The organism is Kitasatospora fiedleri, assembly GCF_948472415.1.
Taxonomy (GTDB): Bacteria; Actinomycetota; Actinomycetes; order Streptomycetales; family Streptomycetaceae; genus Kitasatospora; species Kitasatospora fiedleri.
This window is the reverse complement of record NZ_OX419519.1, coordinates 1,437,871-1,457,594: the sequence shown is the minus strand read 5'-3', so window position 1 is coordinate 1,457,594 and position 19,724 is coordinate 1,437,871. Positions and strand designations below refer to the sequence as shown.

Below are 19,724 nucleotides of genomic sequence, written 5' to 3'. Positions count from 1 at the left end.
CATGGGCGGCGTCAACTGGGCAGCGGTCGAACCTGACGACCTGCCGGACGGACTGGTGGTCGCGGACGGGCAGGGCCGGGTGGTGGTCTTCAACCGGGCCGCGGAACGCATCACCGGCCGCTCCGCGCACCGCGCGATCGGCGTGCCGCTGGAGCGGGCACTGCCGCTGGAGGACCTGGACGGCCGCCGCTGGTGGCCGCTCACCGACCCGTACGGCGGGCTCGCGGTGCGCACCGGGCAGCCCGAGCGGAACCTGCTGCTGGACGGGCGCGAGGTGCTGGTGTGCGCCAGGTACGTGCGCGAGCGGGCGGCCGGGCCGGTGCGGCAGGTGGTGGTGACGCTGCGCGGCACCGAGGCGCGGCGGCGCACCGAGCGCTCGCACGCCGAGCTGATCGCCACCGTCGCGCACGAGCTGCGCTCGCCGCTGACCAGCGTGAAGGGCTTCACGGCGACGCTGCTGGCCAAGTGGGAGCGCTTCAACGACGGCCAGAAGCGGGTCATGCTGGAGACCGTCGACGCGGACGCCGACCGGGTGGTGCGGCTGATCGCCGAACTGCTGGACATCTCCCGGATCGACGCCGGCCGGCTGGAGATCCGCAAGCAGCGGATCGACCTGGCGGCGGCGGTCCGCCGGCACGTGGCCGGGAAGGTCGCGGCGGGCATCCCCGCCGAGCGCTTCGACATCCGGGTGGCCGGGCCGCCGGCCGAGCAGTGGGGCGACCCGGACAAGCTCGACCAGGTGCTGGCCAACCTGCTGGAGAACGCGGTCCGGCACGGCGAGGGCACCGTGACCATCGAGGTCGGCCCGGCCAGGGAAATGGTGGAGGAGGCCGGGACGCCGCCCCGGACGATCGAGGGCACCGCCGTCATCGTCAGCGACCAGGGCGCCGGCATCCCGGAGGAGGCGATGCCGCGGGTGTTCACCCGGTTCTGGCGGGGCTCCAGGCGCGGCGGCACCGGCCTGGGCCTGTACATCGTCAAGGGCATCGTGGAGGCGCACGGCGGGGTGATCCGGATCAGCCGGGCCGACGGCGGCGGCGCCAGGTTCCGGTTCGTGCTGCCCGCGGGCGTCCCCGACTTCATGCTCTGACCCGGACCGCGGCGCGGTCCGCCGCCGTGGGGGGTCGCGGCCTGCGACTACACTCGACCCCTGGCGTTCCTGGACGCCCGGCGACGCAGCAGACCTGATCACGAGCAGGAGCACGGGAAAGATAGAGATGTCGGCACCCAATAAGTCGTACGACCCGGTCGAGGTCGAGGCCCTCAAGCCCGAGGTGGTGGAACAGGCCCGGGACGAGGCGCTCGCCGCCTTCGCCGCCGCCGCCGACCTCGACGAGCTCAAGCAGGCGAAGGTCGCGCACACCGGCGACCGCTCCCCGCTGTCGCTCGCCAACCGCGAGATCGGTGCGCTGCCCCCGCAGGCCAAGGCCGCCGCGGGCAAGCTGATCGGCCAGGCCCGCGGCGCCGTCAACCGGGCCCTGGCCGAGCGCCAGGTCGAGCTGGAGGCGGAGCGCGACGCCCGGGTGCTGGTCGAGGAGGCGGTGGACGTCACCCTGCCGTACGGCCGGGTCCCGCGCGGTGCCCGGCACCCGCTGACCACGCTCGCCGAGCGCATCGAGGACACCTTCGTCGCGATGGGCTACCAGGTGGCGTCCGGCCCGAGGTCGAGGCGGAGTGGCTGAACTTCGACGCCCTGAACCTGCACGCCGACCACCCGGCCCGCTCGATGCAGGACACCTTCTTCGTCGAGGCCCCCGACGGCACCGCCGACTCCGGCATGGTGCTGCGCACCCAGACCTCGCCGGTGCAGATCCGGGCGATGCTGGCCGGCGAGCCGCCGCTGTACGCGGTCAGCCCCGGCCGGGTCTACCGCACCGACGAGCTGGACGCCACCCATACCCCGGTGTTCCGCCAGGTCGAGGCGATCGCGGTGGACGAGGGCCTCACCTTCGGCCACCTCAAGGGCACCATCGAGGTGCTGGTGGAGAAGCTGATCGGCGGTGGCCTGGAGCTGCGCTGGCGGCCCTCGTACTTCCCGTTCACCGAGCCCAGCGCCGAGATCGACCTCCAGTGCTTCGTCTGCCGCGGCGCCTCGGTGGGCAACCCCGACCGCCCGTGCCGGACCTGCTCCTCGGAGGGCTGGATCGAGCTGGGCGGCTGCGGCGTGGTCAACCCGCGGGTGCTGGTCGCCGCGGGCATCGACCCGAGCCGCTACAGCGGGTTCGCGTTCGGCCTGGGCCTGGAGCGAATCCTGATGAACCGTCACAACGTCGCCGACATGCGCGACATGGTCGAGGGTGACGTCCGCTTCACCCTCCCGTTCGGGATGGAGATCTGATGCGCGTCCCGCTTTCCTGGCTGCGCGAGTACGTCGACCTGCCGGCGGGCGAGACCGGCCGCGACGTCGCGGCCCGGCTGGTCCGCGCGGGTCTCGAGGTGGAGACCGTCGAGCAGCTCGGCACCGAGATCAAGGGCCCGCTGGTGGTCGGCGAGGTGCTCTCGATCGAGGAGCTGAGCGGCTTCAAGAAGCCGATCCGGCACTGCTTCGTCAACGTCGGCCGCGCCAACGGCACCGGCGAGCCCCAGGAGATCGTCTGCGGCGCCACCAACTTCCGGGTCGGCGACAAGGTCGTGGTGATCCTGCCCGGCGGCGTGCTGCCCGGCCCGTTCCCGATCTCCGCCCGGCAGACCTACGGCCACACCTCGGCCGGCATGATCTGCTCCGCCCGCGAGCTGGGCATGGGCGACGACCACCACGGCATCATCGTGCTGCCGCCCGAGTACGAGCCCGGCACCGACGCGATCGAGCTGCTCCAGCTGGTCGACGAGGTCCTCGACATCGCGGTCACCCCCGACCGCGGCTACTGCCTGTCGATGCGCGGCGTGGCCCGCGAGGCCGCCGCCGCGTACGGCCTGCCGCTGGCCGACCCGGCGCTGCTGGACGTGCCGCCGGCCAACGCGTACGGCTACCTGGTGAAGGTCGCCGACCCGGTGGGCTGCGACCGCTTCGTGGCGCGCACCGTGACCGGCGTCGACCCGGGCGCGAAGTCGCCGATCTGGCTGCAGCGCCGCCTGCAGAAGGCCGGCATCCGCCCGATCTCGCTGGCCGTCGACATCACCAACTACGTGATGCTGGAGGTCGGCCAGCCGCTGCACGCCTACGACCGCAACCGCGTCGACGGGCCGATCCAGGTCCGCCGGGCGGCGGCGGGCGAGCGGCTCACCACGCTGGACGGCGTCAAGCGCGAGCTGTCCGCCGAGGACCTGCTGATCTGCGACAACTCCGGCCCGATCGGCCTGGCCGGCGTGATGGGCGGCGCCAGCACCGAGATCCTCGACCCGGTCGTCGACCCGGAGACCGGCCTGGCCAGCGGCACCACCGAGATCATCATCGAGGCCGCGCACTTCGAGCCGGTCGCCATCGCCCGCACCGCCAAGCGCCACAAGCTGCCCTCCGAGGCGTCCAGGCGCTTCGAGCGCGGCGTCGACCCGGAGGCCGCCCGGGCCGCCGCGCAGCGCGCCGTCGACCTGCTGGTGCTGATCGCCGGTGGCACCGCCGAGGCAGGGGTCACCGACATCGCGGCCCCGCACCCGGTGCGCACCATCCCGATCGACGCCGACCTGCCCGACCGCGTCGCCGGCGCCGAGTACGGCCGCGAGACCGTCACCCGCCGCCTCCAGGAGGTCGGCTGCACCGTCGTCGGGGCGGACGTCCTGGAGGTCACCCCGCCGTCCTGGCGGCCCGACCTGACCGACCCGTACGACCTCGCCGAGGAGGTCATCCGGCTGGAGGGCTACGACAACGTCCCGGCCCGGATGCCGGTCACCCCGCCCGGGCGCGGCCTGTCCGAGGCGCAGCGCTTCCACCGCCGGGTCGGCGTGGCGCTGGCCGGCGCGGGCTACGTGGAGATCAACGCGTACCCGTTCGTCGGCGACGCCTCCTTCGACGGCCTCGGGCTGGACGCGGACGACGCGCGCCGCCGCACCGTCAAGCTGGTCAACCCGCTGAACGACGCCGAGCCGGCGCTGCGCACCACCCTGCTGCCGGGCCTGCTGGGCGCGCTGCGGCGCAACGTCGGGCGCGGCAACACCGACCTGGCGATCTTCGAGACCGGCACGGTGTTCCTGCCCAAGGCCGAGCCGAAGGTCGCGCCGCGGCTGCCGGTGGACCGCCGCCCGACCGAGGAGCAGCTCGCCGAGCTGGACGCCGCCCTCCCGGACCAGCCGCGCCGGGTCGCCGTCGCGCTGACCGGCGAGCGGCTGCCGTCCGGCTGGTGGGGCAAGGGCGCGCCGTCCGGCTGGGCGGACGCGGTCGAGGCGGCCCGGGTGGTCGCCACCGCCGCGGGCGTGGAGCTGACGGTCCGCCAGGCGCAGTACGCGCCGTGGCACCCGGGGCGCTGCGCCGAGCTGCTGGTCGGCGAGGAGGTCGTCGGCCACGCCGGCGAGCTGCACCCGCGCGTGGTCAAGGCGCTGCACCTGCCGGAGCGCACCAGCGCGATGGAGCTCGACCTGGACCTGCTGTTCGAGGACGGCCGCCGGGTCTCCGGCCCGCCGGTCTCCGCCTACCCGGTGGCGACCCAGGACGTGGCGCTGGTCGTGGACGCGGGCGTGCACGCCGCGGACGTGGAGGCGGCGCTGCGCGAGGGCGCGGGCGAACTGCTGGAGTCGCTGCGGCTGTTCGACGTGTTCACCGGCGAGCAGGCGGGCGCGGGCAGGAAGTCGCTGGCGTACACGCTGCGCTTCCGGGCCGCCGACCGGACGCTGACGGCCGACGAGGCGTCGGCGGCCCGCGCGTCGGCGGTCGCGGTGGCCGCCGAGCGCACCGGCGCGGTGCTGCGCGGCGCCTGACGGCCTGGCGGCCTGACCGACGACGGAGCCCCGTCGCACCCCCGGGCGGGGGAGCGGCGGGGCTCCGGGCTGTGCGGGCTCCGGGCTGTGCGGGGCCGGGCTGTGCGGGGCCGGGTTTTGCGCGGTTCGGGGCGGGGCTGCTAGGTTCTCGCCGTCGGCCTTCGAACGCGCCCCCGCGGCAGCGTCGGAGGCTTTTTTCATGACCACTCATGGATATCGGGCGCTGCTGCGGCAGCGGGAGTTCGCGGGGCTGTACGCAGGTTTCACGCTGCTGGCGGGGGCCGGGACGCTGTCCGGGTTCGCGCTGGGCACGCTGGTGCAGGCGCGCACGGGGTCGCCGTTCCTGACGGCGGTGAGCATGTACGGGTCGTCGTTCGCGGCGGTGCTGGGCGCGTTGACGCTGATGTCGGTCGCGGACGGGGCGCGGCCGCGCCGGACGCTGGTGGCGCTGCACCTGCTGGCGCTGGCCGCGACGGCGGCGCAGGCGGTGCCGGGGCTGCCGCTGGCGGCGCGGTTCGGGCTGCTGCTGCTGGTCGGGTTCTTCCAGTCGCTGGGGACGGGGACGCGGATGGGCCTGCTGGCGGAGATCCTGCCGCCGGGCGGGTACGCGCCGGCCCGGTCGCTGATGAACGTCACCGCGGGCGGGGCGTCGGTGCTGGGGTTCGCGCTGGGTGGGGTGCTGCTGGCGGTGCTGACGCCGTACCAGGTGCTGGGCGCGGCGGGCGCTCTGACGGCGTTGGCCACGGCGGTGGTGGCGGTGACGGTGCGGGAGCGGTCGGTGCGGCCGCCGCGCCGGCCGGGGCTGCGCGAGACCTGGCGGGGCAACGCCGAGCTGCTGGGACGGCCGGGGAGGCGGGCGCTGCTGCTGAACCTGTGGGTGCCCAACGGGCTGGTGGTGGGCTGCGAGGCGCTGCTGTTGCCGTACGCGCCGTCGGCGGCCGGGACGCTGCTGGCGGCGGGCGCGGCCGGGATGCTGGCGGGCGACCTGCTGGTGGGGCGGCTGCTGGACGCGGTGCGGCGGGCCCGGCTGGCGTTCGGGCTGCGGCTGCTGCTGGCGGGGCCGTTCCTGCTGCTGGCGGCCGGGCCGCCGGTGTGGGCGGCGGCAGCGGCGGTGGGCGCGGCGGGCGTCGGGTTCGCGGCGACGCTGCCGCTCCAGGAGCGGCTGCTGGCGCTGACGCCGGCCGCCGCGCGGGGGCAGGTGCAGGGCGTGGAGTCGGCGGGCCGGCTGGCCTGGCAGGGGGTGGGCGCGGCGCTGGCGGGGGCGCTGGCGCAGTTGGTGGCGGCGCGCTGGGCGATCGGGGCGCTGGCCGGGGTGTCGCTGCTGGTGACGGTGCTCTCGCGGCCGGCGGTGCGGCGGTCGGGGACGGGGGCAGGGGCGGGGGTGGAGGTGGGGGCAGGGCCGGAGGCGGCTACAGCGGGCGGTGCATGACGTGCAGTCCGACGTAGCCCAGGCGGGGGTGGTGGAAGCCTTCGGGGACGGTGCCGAGGATCTCGAAGCCCAGTGAGCGGTAGAGGCCGACGGCCGGGGCGTTGGTGGCGACGACGGCGTTGAACTGCATGGCGCGGAAGCCCCGGGCGCGGGCCCAGCGCAGGGCCTCCTCGCCCAGGGCGCGGCCGGTGCCGCGCCCGGCGTGGTCCGGGTCGACCAGGAAGCTGGCGCTGGCGACGTGCGCGCCGTTGCCCGCCTGGTTGTTGTTCATCTTGGCGGTGCCCAGGACGGCGCCGGTGGTCTCGTCGACGGCGACCACGGTGCGGTTCGGGGCGGGCAGCATCCACCAGCCGCGGGCGGTGTCGGACGTCAGGTCGGTGGGGTAGGTGAACGTCTCGCCGGCGGCGACGACGCGGTGGAAGAACGGCCAGACGGCGTCCCAGTCCTCGGCGGTGGCTTCGCGGATCTCCATCCGGCCCAGCATGGCCGTCGGCGCCCGGGCCGGCCAGCGGTTTTCCGGCGGCGCCCGGGTGGCGGCGGCCGGGGCGGGCGGGGCGCGGGGTGACGGCCCGTCGGGCGGTCCGGGCGGACGAGTCGAACCGGATGCGGTCGGACGTCTTGCGGGAGCGTAAGGCGGACGCTTCAATATCCGTTAGGAAAGTTTCCTAACCCTCCTCCTGTGGGCACCCCCATGCCCGCAGCCGGCAGACGGAGCGTCAGAATGCACCCCAGCAAGCACCGCACCGCCCGCACCACCCGGGCCGCCCTCGCGATCCTGGTCGGCGCCCTCCCGCTGACCCTGGCCGCGGCCGGCACCGGCCACGCCGCCACCCCCGCGGCGAGCACCGCGAGCGCCGTGGCGGTGGCCGCCGTCGGGTTGGACGACCCGGCGAAGAAGGAGATCGCCATGGAGCTGGTCTCCTCGGCGGAGAACTCCTCGCTCGACTGGAAGGCCCAGTACAAGTACATCGAGGACATCGGCGACGGCCGCGGCTACACCGCGGGCATCATCGGCTTCTGTTCCGGCACCGGCGACATGCTCGAACTGGTGCAGCACTACACCGACCTCAAGTCCGGCAACGTGCTGGCCAAGTACCTGCCCGCGCTGAAGAAGGTCAACGGCAGCGACTCGCACTCCGGCCTCGGCACCGCCTTCGTCAACGACTGGAAGACCGCCGCCAAGGACACCGTCTTCCAGCAGGCCCAGAACGACGAGCGCGACCGGGTCTACTTCAACCCCTCGGTCCAGCAGGCCAAGGCGGACGGGCTGCGCGCGCTCGGCCAGTTCATCTACTACGACGCCATCGTGATGCACGGCCCCGGCAACAGCTCCGACAGCTTCGGCGGCATCCGCGCCGCCGCCATGAAGAAGGCCAAGACCCCGGCCCAGGGCGGCGACGAGACCACCTACCTGAAGGCCTTCCTGGACGCCCGGAAGGTGATCATGAAGCAGGAGGAGGCGCACGCCGACACCAGCCGGGTCGACACCGAGCAGCTGGTGTTCCTGAACGCCAAGAACTTCGACCTCAACCCGCCGCTCAAGTGGAAGGTCTACGGCGACCCGTACCAGATCAACTCCTGATCTCCCCCGGGTCGGAGACGGCCCGAGCGGCCTGAGACGGCCTGAGACGGCCCGAGCGGTCCGAACGGCCCGGCGCCCGTGCGCGCCGGGCCGTTCGCCGTGCGCCGGACGATTCGCTGACGTACCGTCAACACACTTGCTGCGCAAGGTTATTACGGATCGGACACATTCCGGACGGGCGGCCCCGGCGGCTCGTAGCGTCGGCCCTGACCCGTGTCCGTCCCGAGGGGAGACCATGCGCATCCGAGCGATCGCCGCCACCGCCTGCCTGGCCGCCGCGGCGGCCCTGGCCGTGGCGGGCTGCGGGCGGACCGGCGGCACCGGGGCGCAGCTCGCGCAGGACGCCGGCCGGGCCGCGTTCGGCGACGTCGAGGTCACCGCCTGCGGGGTGGACGACGCGCTGCAGTGGCCCGCCGCCACCGTCCGGATCACCAACCACACCGCGACCACCAGCAACTACGTGGTGCAGATCGCCTTCGAGGACGGCAGCGGCCGGCAGGTCACCGAGGGCGTCGCCGCCGCCGGCTCGCTCCCGCCCGGCCAGGACGCGGTCGAACAGGCCCAGGGCACCGCCGACCCGCACGGCCCGGTCAGCTGCCGGGTCGCCGACATCGTCCGCTACGCCACCCCCTGACGGCCCCCGCCGCCGGGCCGCGTCCCCACGAAGTCGGAGCGGCCCGGCGGCGGGGCGTCGGGCGACGCTGCGTCAGGACGCGCTGCGTCAGGCGGCGGTGTAGTCGTAGAAGCCGCGACCGGACTTGCGGCCCAGCAGGCCCGCGTCGACCATCCGGGACAGCAGCGGCGGGGCCGCGTACAGCGGCTCCTTGTACTCGTCGTACATCGACTCGGCGATCGAGACGATGGTGTCCAGGCCGATCAGGTCGCACAGCCGCAGCGGGCCCATCGGGTGGGCGCAGCCGGCCTCCATGCCCTTGTCGATGTCGGCGGCGGTGGCCACGCCCGACTCGAACATCCGGACCGCGGAGAGCAGGTACGGCACCAGCAGGGCGTTGACCACGAAACCGGCCCGGTCGCGGGCCCGGATCGGCTCCTTGCCCAGGGCCTCGACGGCGAACTGCTCGGCGCGGGTGGTGGTCTCGGCGGAGGTGGTCAGGGTCGGGATGACCTCGACCAGCTTCTGCACCGGCGCCGGGTTGAAGAAGTGCAGGCCGATCACCTGCTCGGCCCGGGTGGTCGCGGCGGCGAGCTTCACGATCGGGATGGAGGAGGTGTTGGAGGCCAGGATCGCGTCCCGGCGCGCCACCACCTGGTCCAGGGTGCGGAAGATCGCGACCTTGACGTCCTCGCGCTCGGCGACCGCCTCGACCACCAGGTCCCGGTCGTGGAAGTCGGCCAGCTCGGTGGTGAACGACAGCCGGGCCAGCGCCGCGTCCCGGTCCTCCTCCGACAGCTTGCCGCGCCGCACCGCGGTCTCCAGCGAGTTGGTCAGCCGGGTCCGGCCCAGTTCCAGGGCCTCGCCGCCGGCTTCCGAGACCAGCACGTCCAGACCGGAACGGGCGAACACCTCGGCGATGCCCGACCCCATGAGGCCGCAGCCGACTACTCCGACGCGTGCGATGTCACTCAACTCAGATGCCCTTCGGAAGGAGCCGGGGATCACCCGGCGGTGGTGTCGCGGACGCCGCGGCCCGGTGGGGGCCGGGCGGTCCGCCCGGACGACGGTACTACCTGCCTTAACGCCCGTTCACATCGGTGCGTGCCGACGGCCCCCGCGCCGGGCCCTGGGCCGAACGGGTGGGCGTCGGCAGTGCGCCGCGCGCGCTCCCCGTGCGCCCCCTCGGTCGGGACCACAATGCGGAGGTCCAGCCGGAGGAGGGAGCAGAGGGATGGGGACGGGATCACTCACCGGGCAGGTCGGACTGGTCACCGGGGCCGGCCGCGGCATCGGCCGCGAGATCGCCATCGGGCTCGCCGCCGAGGGCATGGCCGTCGGACTGCTCGGCCGCACCCAGGAGACGCTGATCGCCACCCTCAAGGAGTGCGTCCGGCACGGTGCCCGCGGCGTCGCCGTCACCGCCGACGTCACCCGGCCCGGCGCCGTCCGGGAGGCCGTCCGCTCGATCGAGCGCGACCTCGGCCCCGTCGACCTGCTGGTCAACAACGCCGGACAGGTCGACCGTGCCGAGGTGCCGCTCTGGGAGACCGACCCCGCCCAGTGGTGGCAGGTCGTCGAGACCAACCTGCGCGGCCCCTACCACCTGCTGCGCCACGTCCTGCCCGGCATGGTGGAGCGCCGCCGCGGCCGGGTCGTCAACCTCAACAGCGGCTTCGCGCTGCGCCCCGACGGCCACTACACCGCGTACGCCACCTCCAAGGGCGCGCTGCTCCGGCTCTCCGACAACATCGCCGACTCGGTCGGCCGGCACGGCGTCGTCGTGCTCGACATCAGCCCCGGCACGGTCGCCACCGAGATGACCGCCGGCATGCCGGTGTTCCGGGACACCAGGGCCTGGGGCTCCCTCCCGTACATGGTCGCCGTCACCGTGGACGCCGCCCGCGGCCGCTTCGACGGACTGCACGGACGCTTCCTGCACGCCGGGCGCGACAACCTGGAGACCCTGGTCGCCGCCGCCCCCGCGATCCGCTCCACCGACGCCCGCACCCTGCGGCTGCGCCCGTACGGGCCGGACGACCCGCTGGCCTGAGCCCCCCTCGCCGTCCTGCGCCCCCGCCGGGTCAGAGCTCCAGCAGGGCGGCCAGCTCGGCCTCCGGCAGCGAGCCCGCCGGGCGCCCCGCGCCGGCGAACGCGGCGGCCAGCCGCTGCAGGGCCGCGTTGAGCGGCACCGGCACCCCGTGCAGCCGGCCCAGCAGCACCACCTCGCCGTTCAGCCAGTCCGCCTCGATGTCTCCGGTGCCGCGCGCCAGCGACTGCCAGGACGAACCCCCGGCCCGCGGCCCGCCCGCCAGCGGCACCTGCGCCACCCGGTCGCCGCGCCGGGCCCGCTGCTCCTCCTCGGACGGGTACGCGATCCCGGCGGCCGCCAGCACCGCCTCCCCTCCGCCCGCAGTCGCCGCCACACCCGCAGCCGCAGCTCGCCGTCGATCGGACCGGCCACCGCCTCCAGCGCGTTGCCCAGGTTGCTCAGCAGCTTGGCGTACTTCCAGGCCATCACGTCCGCGGCGAGGGGCGCGTCGAAGTGCGAGTCGGCCAGGTCGGCGGCGATCCGCCCGGCCAGCTCGTCCGTGCCGTGCGGGTAGCGGCCCAGGTGCAGCACGCCCGAGCGCGGCGAGCCCGCCGCCGCGACCCGGCCCGGCTCCAGGTGCGAGGACGGCAGCCACACGCACATCCCGTACACCCGGGCGAAGCGGCGCAGCGCCAGCCGCTCGTTCTCCACGCCGTTCTGCGCGCACACCAGCGGCAGCCGCTCGCCCGCCGTCCCGCCGCCCGCGACCGGGCGCGGCGCCCACCGGTCGAGCAGGGCCGCCGAGTGCTGGGTCTTCACCGCCAGCACCAGCACGTCGTCCGGCGTCAGCCCGACCTCCTCGGGGCCGCCGACCGCCGGGACCGCCAGCCGGTGGGTGCCGTCCGGGACGGTCAGGCGCAGGCCGTCGGCGCGCAGCGCCGCCAGGTGCGGGCCGCGGGCGACCAGCAGCACCTCGCGCCCGCTCTGGTGGAGGCGTCCGCCGATGGTGCCGCCGACCGCGCCGGCGCCCAGGATGAGATAGCGCATGGGTCGAGCATCGCACGGCCGGGGCCGGGGGTGACGCCGGGTCAGGCGCAGAGCTCGGAGGCCGTCACCGCGTGCAGGCCCTGCCCGGCGAGGCCGTCCAGGATGGCCGGCAGCGCCGTCACCGTGCCCGGGTGGTCCATGTGCAGGGCGACCACCGAGCCGGCCGCCGCCGCCCGCAGCACCCGGCGGGTCACCGTCTCCGCGCCCGGGTCCGCGTAGTCGCGCGGGTCGACGTCGAAGGACAGCACGTGCGGGTAGCCGACCCGCTGGGCCTGCTCCTTCACCATCGCGTTCGCGTACTGCGCCGCGGACGGCCGGAACCAGCGGCCGATCGACCCGGTCAGCCGCTCCAGCCGCTGCGCGCACTGGGCTATCTCCTCGTGCGCCTGCTCGGCGCTCAGCGCGCAGATGTCCAGGTGGTTCTGGGTGTGGTTGCCCAGCTCGTGCCCGCCGGACAGGATGCGCTCGGCGATCTGCGGCTGCTCGTCCAGCCAGCTGCCCACCGCCAGCACGGTCAGCCGGGCGCCGTGCTGCTCGGCGGCGGTCAGCAGCGCGGTGGCGATCGCCGGATCGCCCTGCCCGTGGAAGGTCAGCGCCAGCTGCGGCCTGGTGCGCGGGCCGGTCACCACCTCCTGCGGGGTGTCCGCGGCCAGCGGGGGCAACGCGAACGGGGTGGCGCTCGGGGACGGCGAGGGCGACGGCGACGGGGACCCGCTCGGGCCCGCGGCCGGCGACTCGGTCAGGTGCGCGGGCTGTGGACGGGCCGCCACCGAGGGGCCGTCCGGGCCGTGCACGTCGGAGGGGCCGCCGCACGCGGCGACCAGGCCGCCGGCGGCGCTCAGCGCGGCCAGGCGGGAAGCGGAACGCAGAACACTGCGGCGGTCGACTGTCATCGCGGCCCAGCTAAGCCGAGGTTCCGCGGGGGCAGCAAACGGCAGCCGCCCGGACGAGTGGCCGCCCGGCCGGAAGGTGACGGGGCGTGAGCGGCCCGGCCCGGGCGCCGGGCTGCGGCGGGGGCGGCCGGGTGCCCGGCCCCGGGCCGGGCCGGGGCTGGCCCGGTCAGGTCGCCGCGCCGAACAGCAGGGCGCCGGTCACCAGGGCGGCGCCCAGCAGCTGGAGCGGGGCCGGGACGGTCGCGGTGAGGACCGCGCCGGAGAGGGTCGCGGTGAGCGGGATCAGCCCGCCGAACAGGCCCGCCCGGTCGGCCGGCAGCACCGTCAGCGCCGAGTACCAGAGCAGGAACGCCCCGCAGGTCAGCACCGGGCCCAGGTAGAGCAGCGCCAGCAGCTCGCCGCCGGTGGGCATCCGCAGCGCGGACGGCGAGAGCGCCGCCGCCATAGCGAACAGCGGCACCGCGAACAGGGTGGTGTACGCGGACACCCGGACCGGGCCGAGCCGCGGCAGCAGCGGGACGGCCAGCAGCGAGAACGACGCCTCGCACAGCAGCGTCCCGGCCGCGGACAGCAGGCCGAGCGCGTCGCCGTGGCCGAAGCCCTGGGTGAGCGCCGCGCCGCACACCACCAGGGCCGCCGCCGCGAGCAGCCGGACGGCCGGACGGCGCCGGGCCAGCAGCGGGCCGGCCACGCCGAGCAGCAGCGGGGTGCAGCCGACCACGCTGCCGACCACCGCCGGGTCGGTGTGCCGCAGCGCGGCGACCAGCAGCAGGTTGAACCCGAACAGGCCGGTGCCGGACAGGGCCAGCAGCAGGGCGAGTTCACGCAGCGTCAGTCGGTGGGCGAGCCGCGGCCGGCGGCGGGCCAGCGGCAGCAGGATCGCGGCCGCCAGGGTGTAGCGCAGGGCCTGGCCGCCGGCCAGCGGGTAGGCGGAGAACGCGGCGCTCACCCCGGTGGAGGCGCCCAGCAGGGTCATCGCGCCGGCCGCGCGCAGGGAGCCGGGCGGCCGGGCGGGAGCGGTGACGGCGGTGGTGGCGGCGGTGGTGGTGGTGTCGGGCATGGCTGCCACGCTAGGAGCACGGTGGTCCGGTTCCAGGGCCACTCGGGGAGCCCGATGGAGGACCAATCGGGAGTGCGGGCCGCTAGCCTGGGGGCTCGTCCGCCGCCGGTCCGCCGGGCCAGGGGCGGGCCTCGGACGGTCGGCCGGCCGGCCGGTCTGGTGCGGCGGAGGGGCGGAGGGGCGTTCGGGGTGCGGGAGTTGCTGATCAGCTGGGAGCCGGGCGGCGGGGACCTGACCGGGCGGCTGACCCGGGCGCTGCGGGCGGCGGTGCGGGAGGGGCGGCTGGCGGGCGGGGTGCGGCTGCCGGCCAGCCGGGCGCTGGCGGCGGAGCTGGGGGTCTCGCGCGGGGTGGTGGTCGAGGCGTACGAGCGGCTCGCCGCCGAGGGCTACCTGGTGGGGCGGCGGGGGTCGGGCACCCGGGTCGCGCCGGGGGTGGCGGTGGAGCGGGCCGGGGCGGCGGTGCGGGCGCCGGCGGCCGAGCCGCGCTACGACCTGAAGCCGGGCTCGCCCGACCTCGGGGCGTTCCCCGGACGGCCTGGGCGGGGGCGGTGCGGCGGGCCCTCCAGGGGGCGGCCAACCGGGACCTCGGGTACGGGGACCCGGCCGGACTTCCGCGGCTGCGGCGGGAGTTGGCCGCGTACCTGGGCCGGGTGCGGGCGGTGGCGGCGGGGCCGGAGCAGGTCGCGGTGGTCAGCGGGGTCGGGCAGGGGCTGGCGCTGCTGGTGCCGGTGCTGGCCGGGCACGGGCTGCGGCGGATCGCGGTCGAGGACCCCGGCTCGCCCGGCACGCTGGCCCTGCTGCGCGCCCACGGGGTCGAGCCGGTCGGCGTCCCCGTCGACCAGGAGGGCCTGGTGGTACGGGAGTTGGCGGCCGGCGGGGCGGACGCGGTGCTGGTCACCCCGGCCCACCAGTACCCGACCGGGGTCGCGCTGTCGGCCCGGCGCCGGACCGAACTCGCCCGCTGGGCCCGGGCGGGCGGGCTGGTGCTGGAGGACGACTACGACGCCGAGTTCCGCTACGACCGCGAACCGCTGGGCGCCGTCCAGGGGTTGGCGCCGGAGCGGACGGTCTACCTGGGCTCGCTCAGCAAGACCCTGGCGCCCGGCCTGCGGCTGGGCTGGGCGGTGCTGCCCGGCCGGCTGGCCGAGGACTTCCGGGAGGCCAAGCGGTACGCCGACCTCGGCACCGGGGCGATCGACCAACTCGCCTTCGCCGCCCTGCTGGAGAGCGGCGGCTACGACCTCCACCTGCGCACCGTCCGCCCCCGCTACCGGGCCCGGCGCGACGCCCTGGTCGGCGCGCTGCGCGCGCACCTGCCGCGGGCCGCCCTGCGCGGCGTCGCCGCCGGACTGCACCTGTACGCCGACCTGCCGCCGGGCGTGGACGAGGCGGCGCTGGCCGCGGCGGCGCTGCGCCGCGGGGTGCGGGTCGCCCCCGTCGGGCCCGGGCGGCTCGCCCCCGGCGGGCCGGCCCTCGCGCTCGGCTACGCGGTCCTGCCCGAGCAGCGACTGCGCGAGGCGGCGGCGCTGCTCGGGCAGGCCCACGAGGAAGTGAGCTGACGGCCCGTCAGTTCGGTTGGAAAGGAGGGTGTCGGTGGCGGGCCGTCAGAAGATCCGGACCAGTCGGTCGGTGGCGACCACCGTCACGACCACCACCAGGGAGAGCACCGCACTCAGGTTGATCGCCTGGACCAGCCCGCGCCGCTCCCGCGGCGCGTAGCCGAGGCCGGCCCGGCGGCCAGGCCGGTGAGCAGGCCGCCCAGGTGGCCCTGCCAGGACGAGAAGCCCGCGGACAGCACCATCCACACCACGAAGGTCACCAGCAACTGGCTGCCGCCGAGCGGGTCGTAGCCCTGGCGGCGGCTGAGCACCCAGTAGCCGCCGGCCAGGCCGAAGACCGCGCCGGACGCGCCCAGGGTCAGGGCGTGCGGCGCGAACAGGTACTCCAGCGCGGCGCTGCCCAGCGCGGACAGCAGGTAGAGCGCGAGGAAGCGCAGCACGCCGAGGCGCTCCTCGACCACCCGGCCCAGCGTCCACAGCCAGTACATGTTGAACACGATGTGCAGCACGCCCATCGGCCACGCGGTCGGCTCCAGGTGCAGGAACGCGTGGGTGATCAGCCGGTACCACTCGCCGTGCGCCACGCCCGACAGGTGCGGCACGTACGTGGCCGGGTCGGTGCCCGCGGGCGGCGCCAGTACGCCGGAGCCGAGCATCGCGAACCGGTCGACCGTCTCCGGCCGGACCAGCTCCACCAGGTACGCGGCCACGTTCAGCGCGATCAGCGCGAGCGTCGCGTACGGGCGGGTGGTGATCCGCCCGCCGAACGCCGTCCGGGCCCGGCGGACGCCCTGGTGGCCGGACTTGACGCACTCCACGCACTGGTAGCCGACCGCGGCCTCGCGCCGGCAGTCCGGGCAGACGTGCCGGTCGCAGCGGGTGCAGCGGACGTACGACTCCCGTCCGGCGTGCCGGAAGCAGGTCGGTGGCGCCGCCTCGGGAGCGTCGGCTCCCGGGGCGGGGTGTGCGGTGTCCATGGCGTGGCCTCCCCTGGCCGGTGGTGCTCGGCCGCGGGGCGTCCACGGCGATGTTCCACGGCGAAACGGCGCTCACCCTAGAGCACGGCGCGGACGGCGCGTCCACCAGGGGAGGGCCGGTGAGGGACGGGGGAGGGCCGGGGGCGGCGGGGCCCGGGCTCAGCGGCGGACGGTGCTCAGCACGACGAACTTCGGACTGCCCGCCACGGTGCGGCAGTTGCCGAACAGGCGGCGCAGCGTGACGTGGTAGCCCAGGTGGCGGTTGCCGACCACGCGCAGTTCGCCGCCCGGGCGCAGGACGCGGCGGGCGCCGGTGAACATCCGGCGGGCGACCGCGTCGGTGGTGGCCTGGTGCGAGTGGAACGGCGGGTTCAGCAGGACCAGGTCGGCGGAGGCGTCCGGGAGGTCGGCGAGGGCGTCGGCGACCAGGAAGTCGGCGCGGCGCTCCGGGCCGAGGTTGGTGCGGAAGGTCTCCTCGGCGGAGGCCACGGCCTGGAACGACTCGTCGACGAAGAGGAGTTCGGCGTCCGGGTCGGCGAGGGCGGCGGCGGTGCCCAGGACGCCGTTGCCGCAGCCCAGGTCGACGACCCGGCGCGGGGCGCCGGCCGGGGCGGGCAGGTGCTGGAGGAGGAACCGGGTGCCGATGTCGAGGCGGTCGGCGCAGAACACGCCCGACTGGTTGGCGACCTCGCGCCCCGAGAGCACGCCGATGCCGTCCGGCAGCCGGTAGCGCAGCGGCCACGGGTTGGCGGGGCGGGCGAGGGCGGGGTCCGGGGTGGTGCGGATCAGGCGGGCCTTGCGGACGGCCAGCGAGGTGCGGGTCGGGCCGAGGATGCGCTCGAACAGGGTCAGGGTGGAGGTGTGGATCTCGGTGACCATGCCGGTGCCCAGCACCTGGGTGTCCGGGTGCACGGCCGGGGCGAGGCGGTGCAGCTGGTCCTCCAGCAGCGCGAGGCTCTTCGGGACGCGCACCAGCAGCAGGTCGATCCGCTCCGGCGGGGCGTCCTGGGTGCTGCGGACCTCGACGGCGGCCGGGTCGAGGCCGTTGCGGGCCAGGTTCGCGGCGACCGCCCGGGAGGCGAGGTGGGAGTCCGTGACGGCGGTGACGGCGGCGCCCTTCGCGGCCAGCGCGGTGCAGAGCGCGCCCCAGCGGTCGCCGAGCACGGTGACGGCCCGTCCAGCGGCACCGCCCGCTCGTCCAGGTCGCGCAGCAGGTACTCGTCGGCGGCGTCCCAGGCGCGCAGCTGCTCGCGCGGGTCCTCGGGGAAGCGGGCCAGCTCGAACTCGCCCCAGGCGGTGGTGAAACAGTTCATCGTGCCCCCAGGCTAGCGGAGGGCGAGGAGGTCACCGGCCGGTGACGGAGAGTGGGGCGGACGTGCGGCAGCGGCGGGAACGGGTGGTCGGGGCGGTCCTCGGCTCGGCGGTCGGGGACGCGCTCGGCGCGCCCTTCGAGTTCGGGCCGGCCGGGATGTTCGGGGCGCGCTTCCCCGGCGAGGCCGCCATGTGCGGCGGCGGCGGGTGGGACCCCGGGGAAGCCACCGACGACACCCAGTTGGCCGTCCACCTGGGCGAGTCGCTGCTGGCGGCCGGGGGGCTCGACCTGCCCGACATGTTCGAACGGTTCCGGGGATGGGCGGCGGGCGACCCAAGGACATCGGCATCCAGACCGAGATCGTGCTCGGCGGCGGCCTGCCCTGGGACCTCGCCGCAGCGGTCCACTTCCAGACCGAGGGCCGGGCCGCCGGGAACGGCGCGCTGATGCGGGCCGTCACCGGGGCAGTGTGGTTCGCCCCGCAGGGGCGGGCGGCGACGATGGCCGCGGCCCGCCGGATCACCGCCCTCACCCACGGGGACGGCGCGGCCTGGGAGGGCACCGCGATCCTCCACGAACTGCTGCGGGTCGCCCTGGAGGGCGGCGATCCGCCGGCGGCCGTGCCGCGGACGCTCGCGGCGGTGCGGTCCGAGCACCGGGAGCGCTGGGCGCGGGTCCTCGCGCCGGACTGGCGGCCGGAGCTGGCCACCGAGAGCAACGGGGCGGTGTGGGCCTGCCTGGGCTCGGCGCTCTGGGCGCTGCGGGTGACCGGCGGCTTCCCGGACGCGCTGCGGGCGGTGATCGACCTCGGCGGCGACACCGACACCACGGCGGCCGTCACCGGCGGGCTGGCGGGGGCGGTGTACGGGGCGGACGCGATCCGGGCGCCTGGCTGGAGCCGCTGCACGTGCCGCTGCCCCCGACCGGGCGGGTGCTGCGGGCGGGGGAGCTGGCGGCGCTCGCGGTGGCCCTGGACGCAGGCGGGCGGGCATAGGCCGGGGGCCGGGGGCCGGCGGGTCAGGGGGCGGTGAGGACCAGGCTCGCGTTGTGGCCGCCGAAGCCGAAGGCGTTGGTGAGGGCGGCGGTGTGCGGGAGCGGGCCGGGGGTGGTGAGCAGCCGCAGCGGCAGGCCCGGGTCGGGGGTGGTGAGGTTGCGGACGGCGGGGGCGTACTGGTGGTGCAGGGCGTAGGCGGTGGCGAGGGCGGCGAGGGCCCCGGCGGCGCCGAACAGGTGGCCGGTCATGGACTTGGTGGCGGTGACGGCGGGGCGGTGCGGGCCGAAGACCCGGCCGAGCGTCTCGGCCTCGGTGAGGTCGCCCTTGGGGGTGGAGGTGGCGTGGGCGTGCACCAGGCCGACGGCCTCGGGCGGCAGGCCGGCGTCGGCGAGGGCGCGGCGGACGGCGCGGGTCTGGCCGTCGGGGTGGCCGGCGGTGATGTGGTGGGCGTCGGAAGTGACGGCGGCCCCGGCGAGGACGGCGTAGCGGCGGGCGTCCGGGCGCAGGGTGGCGCGTTCGAGGACGAGCACCGCGGCGCCCTCGCGATGACGAAGCCGTCGCGGCCGGTGTCGAAGGGGCGGGAGGCGCGTTCGGGGTCGTCGTTGCGCAGGGAGTGGGCGCGGGCCTGGGCGAAGCCGGCCAGCGGGAGGGGGTGCAGGCAGGCTTCGGTGCCGCCGGCGACGACGACGTCGGCGCGGCCGAGGCGGATCAGGTCGAGCCCGAGGGCGACGGCCTCCGCGCCGGAGGCGCACGCGCTGACGGGGGTGTGGGCGCCGGCCCGGGCGCCCAGGTCGATGGAGACCCAGGCGGCGGGGCCGTTGGCCATCAGCATGGGGACGGTGTGCGGGGAGACCTTGCGGACGCCGGAGCGTTCGAGGACGTCGTCCTGGTCGAGCATGGTGACCGCGCCGCCGGTGCCGGTGCCGATGACCACGGCGAGCCGCTCGCCGTCGACGGCGGGGCGTCCGGCGTCGGCCCACGCCTCGCGGGCGGCGATCAGGGCGAGCTGCTCGCTGCGGTCCAGGCGGCGGGCCTCGACCCGGTCGAGGACCGCGGCGGGCTCGACGGCGAGCTGCCCGGCGATCCGGATCGGCAGGTCGGCGGCCCAGGGGCGGTCGAGGGCGCGGATGCCGTTGCGCCCCTCGCACATGGCCTGCCAGGTGGCCGGGGCGGTTCCGCCGAGCGGGGTGGTGGCCCCGAGGCCGGAGACCACGACGGTGTCGTGTTCGGTGCGCATGGCGATCCTCCCGTTGTGATGGCAGCACAATGATCGGGCTCTCCGGCGGTCGGCCGGGCGATCCGATGCCGCCCACTCTGCCAAGGGGGATGCGGGAGTTCGGCTGCCGGGCGCGACCGAGTCGCATGCGGTGAATTTGTA

The 19,724-nt window shown here is 76.0% G+C and carries 12 protein-coding genes and 6 pseudogenes; 10 read left to right on the top strand and 8 right to left on the bottom strand.

Translation table 11 applies throughout. The annotated features are described in order from the left end of the window. The first annotated feature begins 1 nt into the window (after position 1). The 4 genes and pseudogenes from QMQ26_RS07090 to QMQ26_RS07075 all read left to right on the top strand — a co-directional run bounded on the left by QMQ26_RS07090 (position 2) and on the right by QMQ26_RS07075 (position 6,277). Complete coding sequence (locus QMQ26_RS07090; protein ID WP_282205122.1) at positions 2 to 1,090, top strand: sensor histidine kinase; 1,089 nt, start codon at positions 2 to 4, stop codon at positions 1,088 to 1,090. Between the two features lie 127 nt (positions 1,091 to 1,217). After that, positions 1,218 to 2,338, top strand: a pseudogene (gene pheS / locus QMQ26_RS07085) (phenylalanine--tRNA ligase subunit alpha). Further along, a complete protein-coding gene (gene pheT / locus QMQ26_RS07080; RefSeq protein ID WP_282205121.1) occupies positions 2,338 to 4,848 on the top strand; it encodes a phenylalanine--tRNA ligase subunit beta in 2,511 nt (836 codons plus the stop codon). Before pheS ends, pheT begins: the two are co-directional and overlap by 1 nt. A 199-nt stretch (positions 4,849 to 5,047) precedes the next feature. Then, positions 5,048 to 6,277 (top strand): MFS transporter, encoded by a 1,230-nt coding sequence (locus QMQ26_RS07075; RefSeq protein ID WP_282205120.1) that lies wholly within the window; start codon positions 5,048 to 5,050, stop codon positions 6,275 to 6,277. Here the strand turns inward: QMQ26_RS07075 and QMQ26_RS07070 are convergent. Next, complete coding sequence (locus tag QMQ26_RS07070) at positions 6,258 to 6,749, bottom strand: GNAT family N-acetyltransferase (protein ID WP_282205119.1); 492 nt, start codon at positions 6,747 to 6,749, stop codon at positions 6,258 to 6,260. The genes QMQ26_RS07075 and QMQ26_RS07070 overlap by 20 nt on opposite strands. 249 nt (positions 6,750 to 6,998) lie before the next feature. Here QMQ26_RS07070 and QMQ26_RS07065 point away from each other — a divergent pair, with 249 nt between their 5' ends. Both QMQ26_RS07065 and QMQ26_RS07060 read left to right on the top strand, forming a co-directional pair. After that, a complete protein-coding gene (locus QMQ26_RS07065; protein ID WP_100835349.1) occupies positions 6,999 to 7,859 on the top strand; it encodes a chitosanase in 861 nt (286 codons plus the stop codon). Between the two features lie 235 nt (positions 7,860 to 8,094). Next, complete coding sequence (locus QMQ26_RS07060; RefSeq protein ID WP_100835348.1) at positions 8,095 to 8,493, top strand: hypothetical protein; 399 nt, start codon at positions 8,095 to 8,097, stop codon at positions 8,491 to 8,493. Between the two features lie 87 nt (positions 8,494 to 8,580). Here the strand turns inward: QMQ26_RS07060 and QMQ26_RS07055 are convergent, their stop codons facing one another. Then, positions 8,581 to 9,447 (bottom strand): 3-hydroxybutyryl-CoA dehydrogenase, encoded by an 867-nt coding sequence (locus QMQ26_RS07055; protein ID WP_282205118.1) that lies wholly within the window; start codon positions 9,445 to 9,447, stop codon positions 8,581 to 8,583. 259 nt (positions 9,448 to 9,706) lie between these two features. Between QMQ26_RS07055 and QMQ26_RS07050 the strand changes: the two genes are divergently transcribed. Next, a complete protein-coding gene (locus QMQ26_RS07050) occupies positions 9,707 to 10,525 on the top strand; it encodes an SDR family NAD(P)-dependent oxidoreductase (RefSeq protein WP_100835346.1) in 819 nt (272 codons plus the stop codon). Between the two features lie 31 nt (positions 10,526 to 10,556). Here the strand turns inward: QMQ26_RS07050 and QMQ26_RS07045 are convergent. The 3 genes and pseudogenes from QMQ26_RS07045 to QMQ26_RS07035 all read right to left on the bottom strand — a co-directional run bounded on the left by QMQ26_RS07045 (position 10,557) and on the right by QMQ26_RS07035 (position 13,504). Continuing rightward, a pseudogene (locus QMQ26_RS07045) lies at positions 10,557 to 11,551 on the bottom strand (ketopantoate reductase family protein). Between the two features lie 41 nt (positions 11,552 to 11,592). Then, positions 11,593 to 12,444, bottom strand: a complete 852-nt coding sequence (locus QMQ26_RS07040) for a polysaccharide deacetylase family protein (RefSeq protein WP_282205117.1) — start codon at positions 12,442 to 12,444, stop codon at positions 11,593 to 11,595. 166 nt (positions 12,445 to 12,610) lie between these two features. Then, the gene (locus tag QMQ26_RS07035; protein ID WP_282205116.1) at positions 12,611 to 13,504 is read right to left on the bottom strand and encodes a DMT family transporter; all 894 of its coding nucleotides are present in this window, start codon (positions 13,502 to 13,504) and stop codon (positions 12,611 to 12,613) included. A gap of 54 nt (positions 13,505 to 13,558) precedes the next feature. Between QMQ26_RS07035 and QMQ26_RS07030 the strand changes: the two are divergent. Beyond that, a pseudogene (locus tag QMQ26_RS07030) lies at positions 13,559 to 13,867 on the top strand (GntR family transcriptional regulator); the annotation flags it as partial. A 185-nt stretch (positions 13,868 to 14,052) separates the two neighbouring features. Next, positions 14,053 to 15,063 carry an aminotransferase-like domain-containing protein gene (locus QMQ26_RS07025; RefSeq protein WP_282205115.1) on the top strand — a complete coding sequence of 337 codons (1,011 nt, stop codon included), beginning with the start codon at positions 14,053 to 14,055 and terminating at the stop codon, positions 15,061 to 15,063. A 113-nt stretch (positions 15,064 to 15,176) separates the two neighbouring features. On the opposite strand, the gene QMQ26_RS07020 is transcribed toward QMQ26_RS07025, so the two are convergent. Both QMQ26_RS07020 and QMQ26_RS07015 read right to left on the bottom strand, forming a co-directional pair. Further along, the gene (locus QMQ26_RS07020; RefSeq protein WP_282205114.1) at positions 15,177 to 16,040 is read right to left on the bottom strand and encodes a rhomboid family intramembrane serine protease; all 864 of its coding nucleotides are present in this window, start codon (positions 16,038 to 16,040) and stop codon (positions 15,177 to 15,179) included. 159 nt (positions 16,041 to 16,199) lie between these two features. Next, a pseudogene (locus QMQ26_RS07015) lies at positions 16,200 to 17,353 on the bottom strand (methyltransferase). A 41-nt stretch (positions 17,354 to 17,394) separates the two neighbouring features. Between QMQ26_RS07015 and QMQ26_RS07010 the strand changes: the two are divergent. Beyond that, positions 17,395 to 18,383 (top strand): annotated as a pseudogene (locus QMQ26_RS07010) (ADP-ribosylglycohydrolase family protein). Here QMQ26_RS07010 and QMQ26_RS07005 read toward each other — a convergent pair. Beyond that, positions 18,370 to 19,583, bottom strand: a pseudogene (locus tag QMQ26_RS07005) (beta-ketoacyl-[acyl-carrier-protein] synthase family protein). The pseudogenes QMQ26_RS07010 and QMQ26_RS07005 sit on opposite strands and share 14 nt — an antisense overlap. Positions 19,584 to 19,724 lie beyond the last annotated feature (141 nt).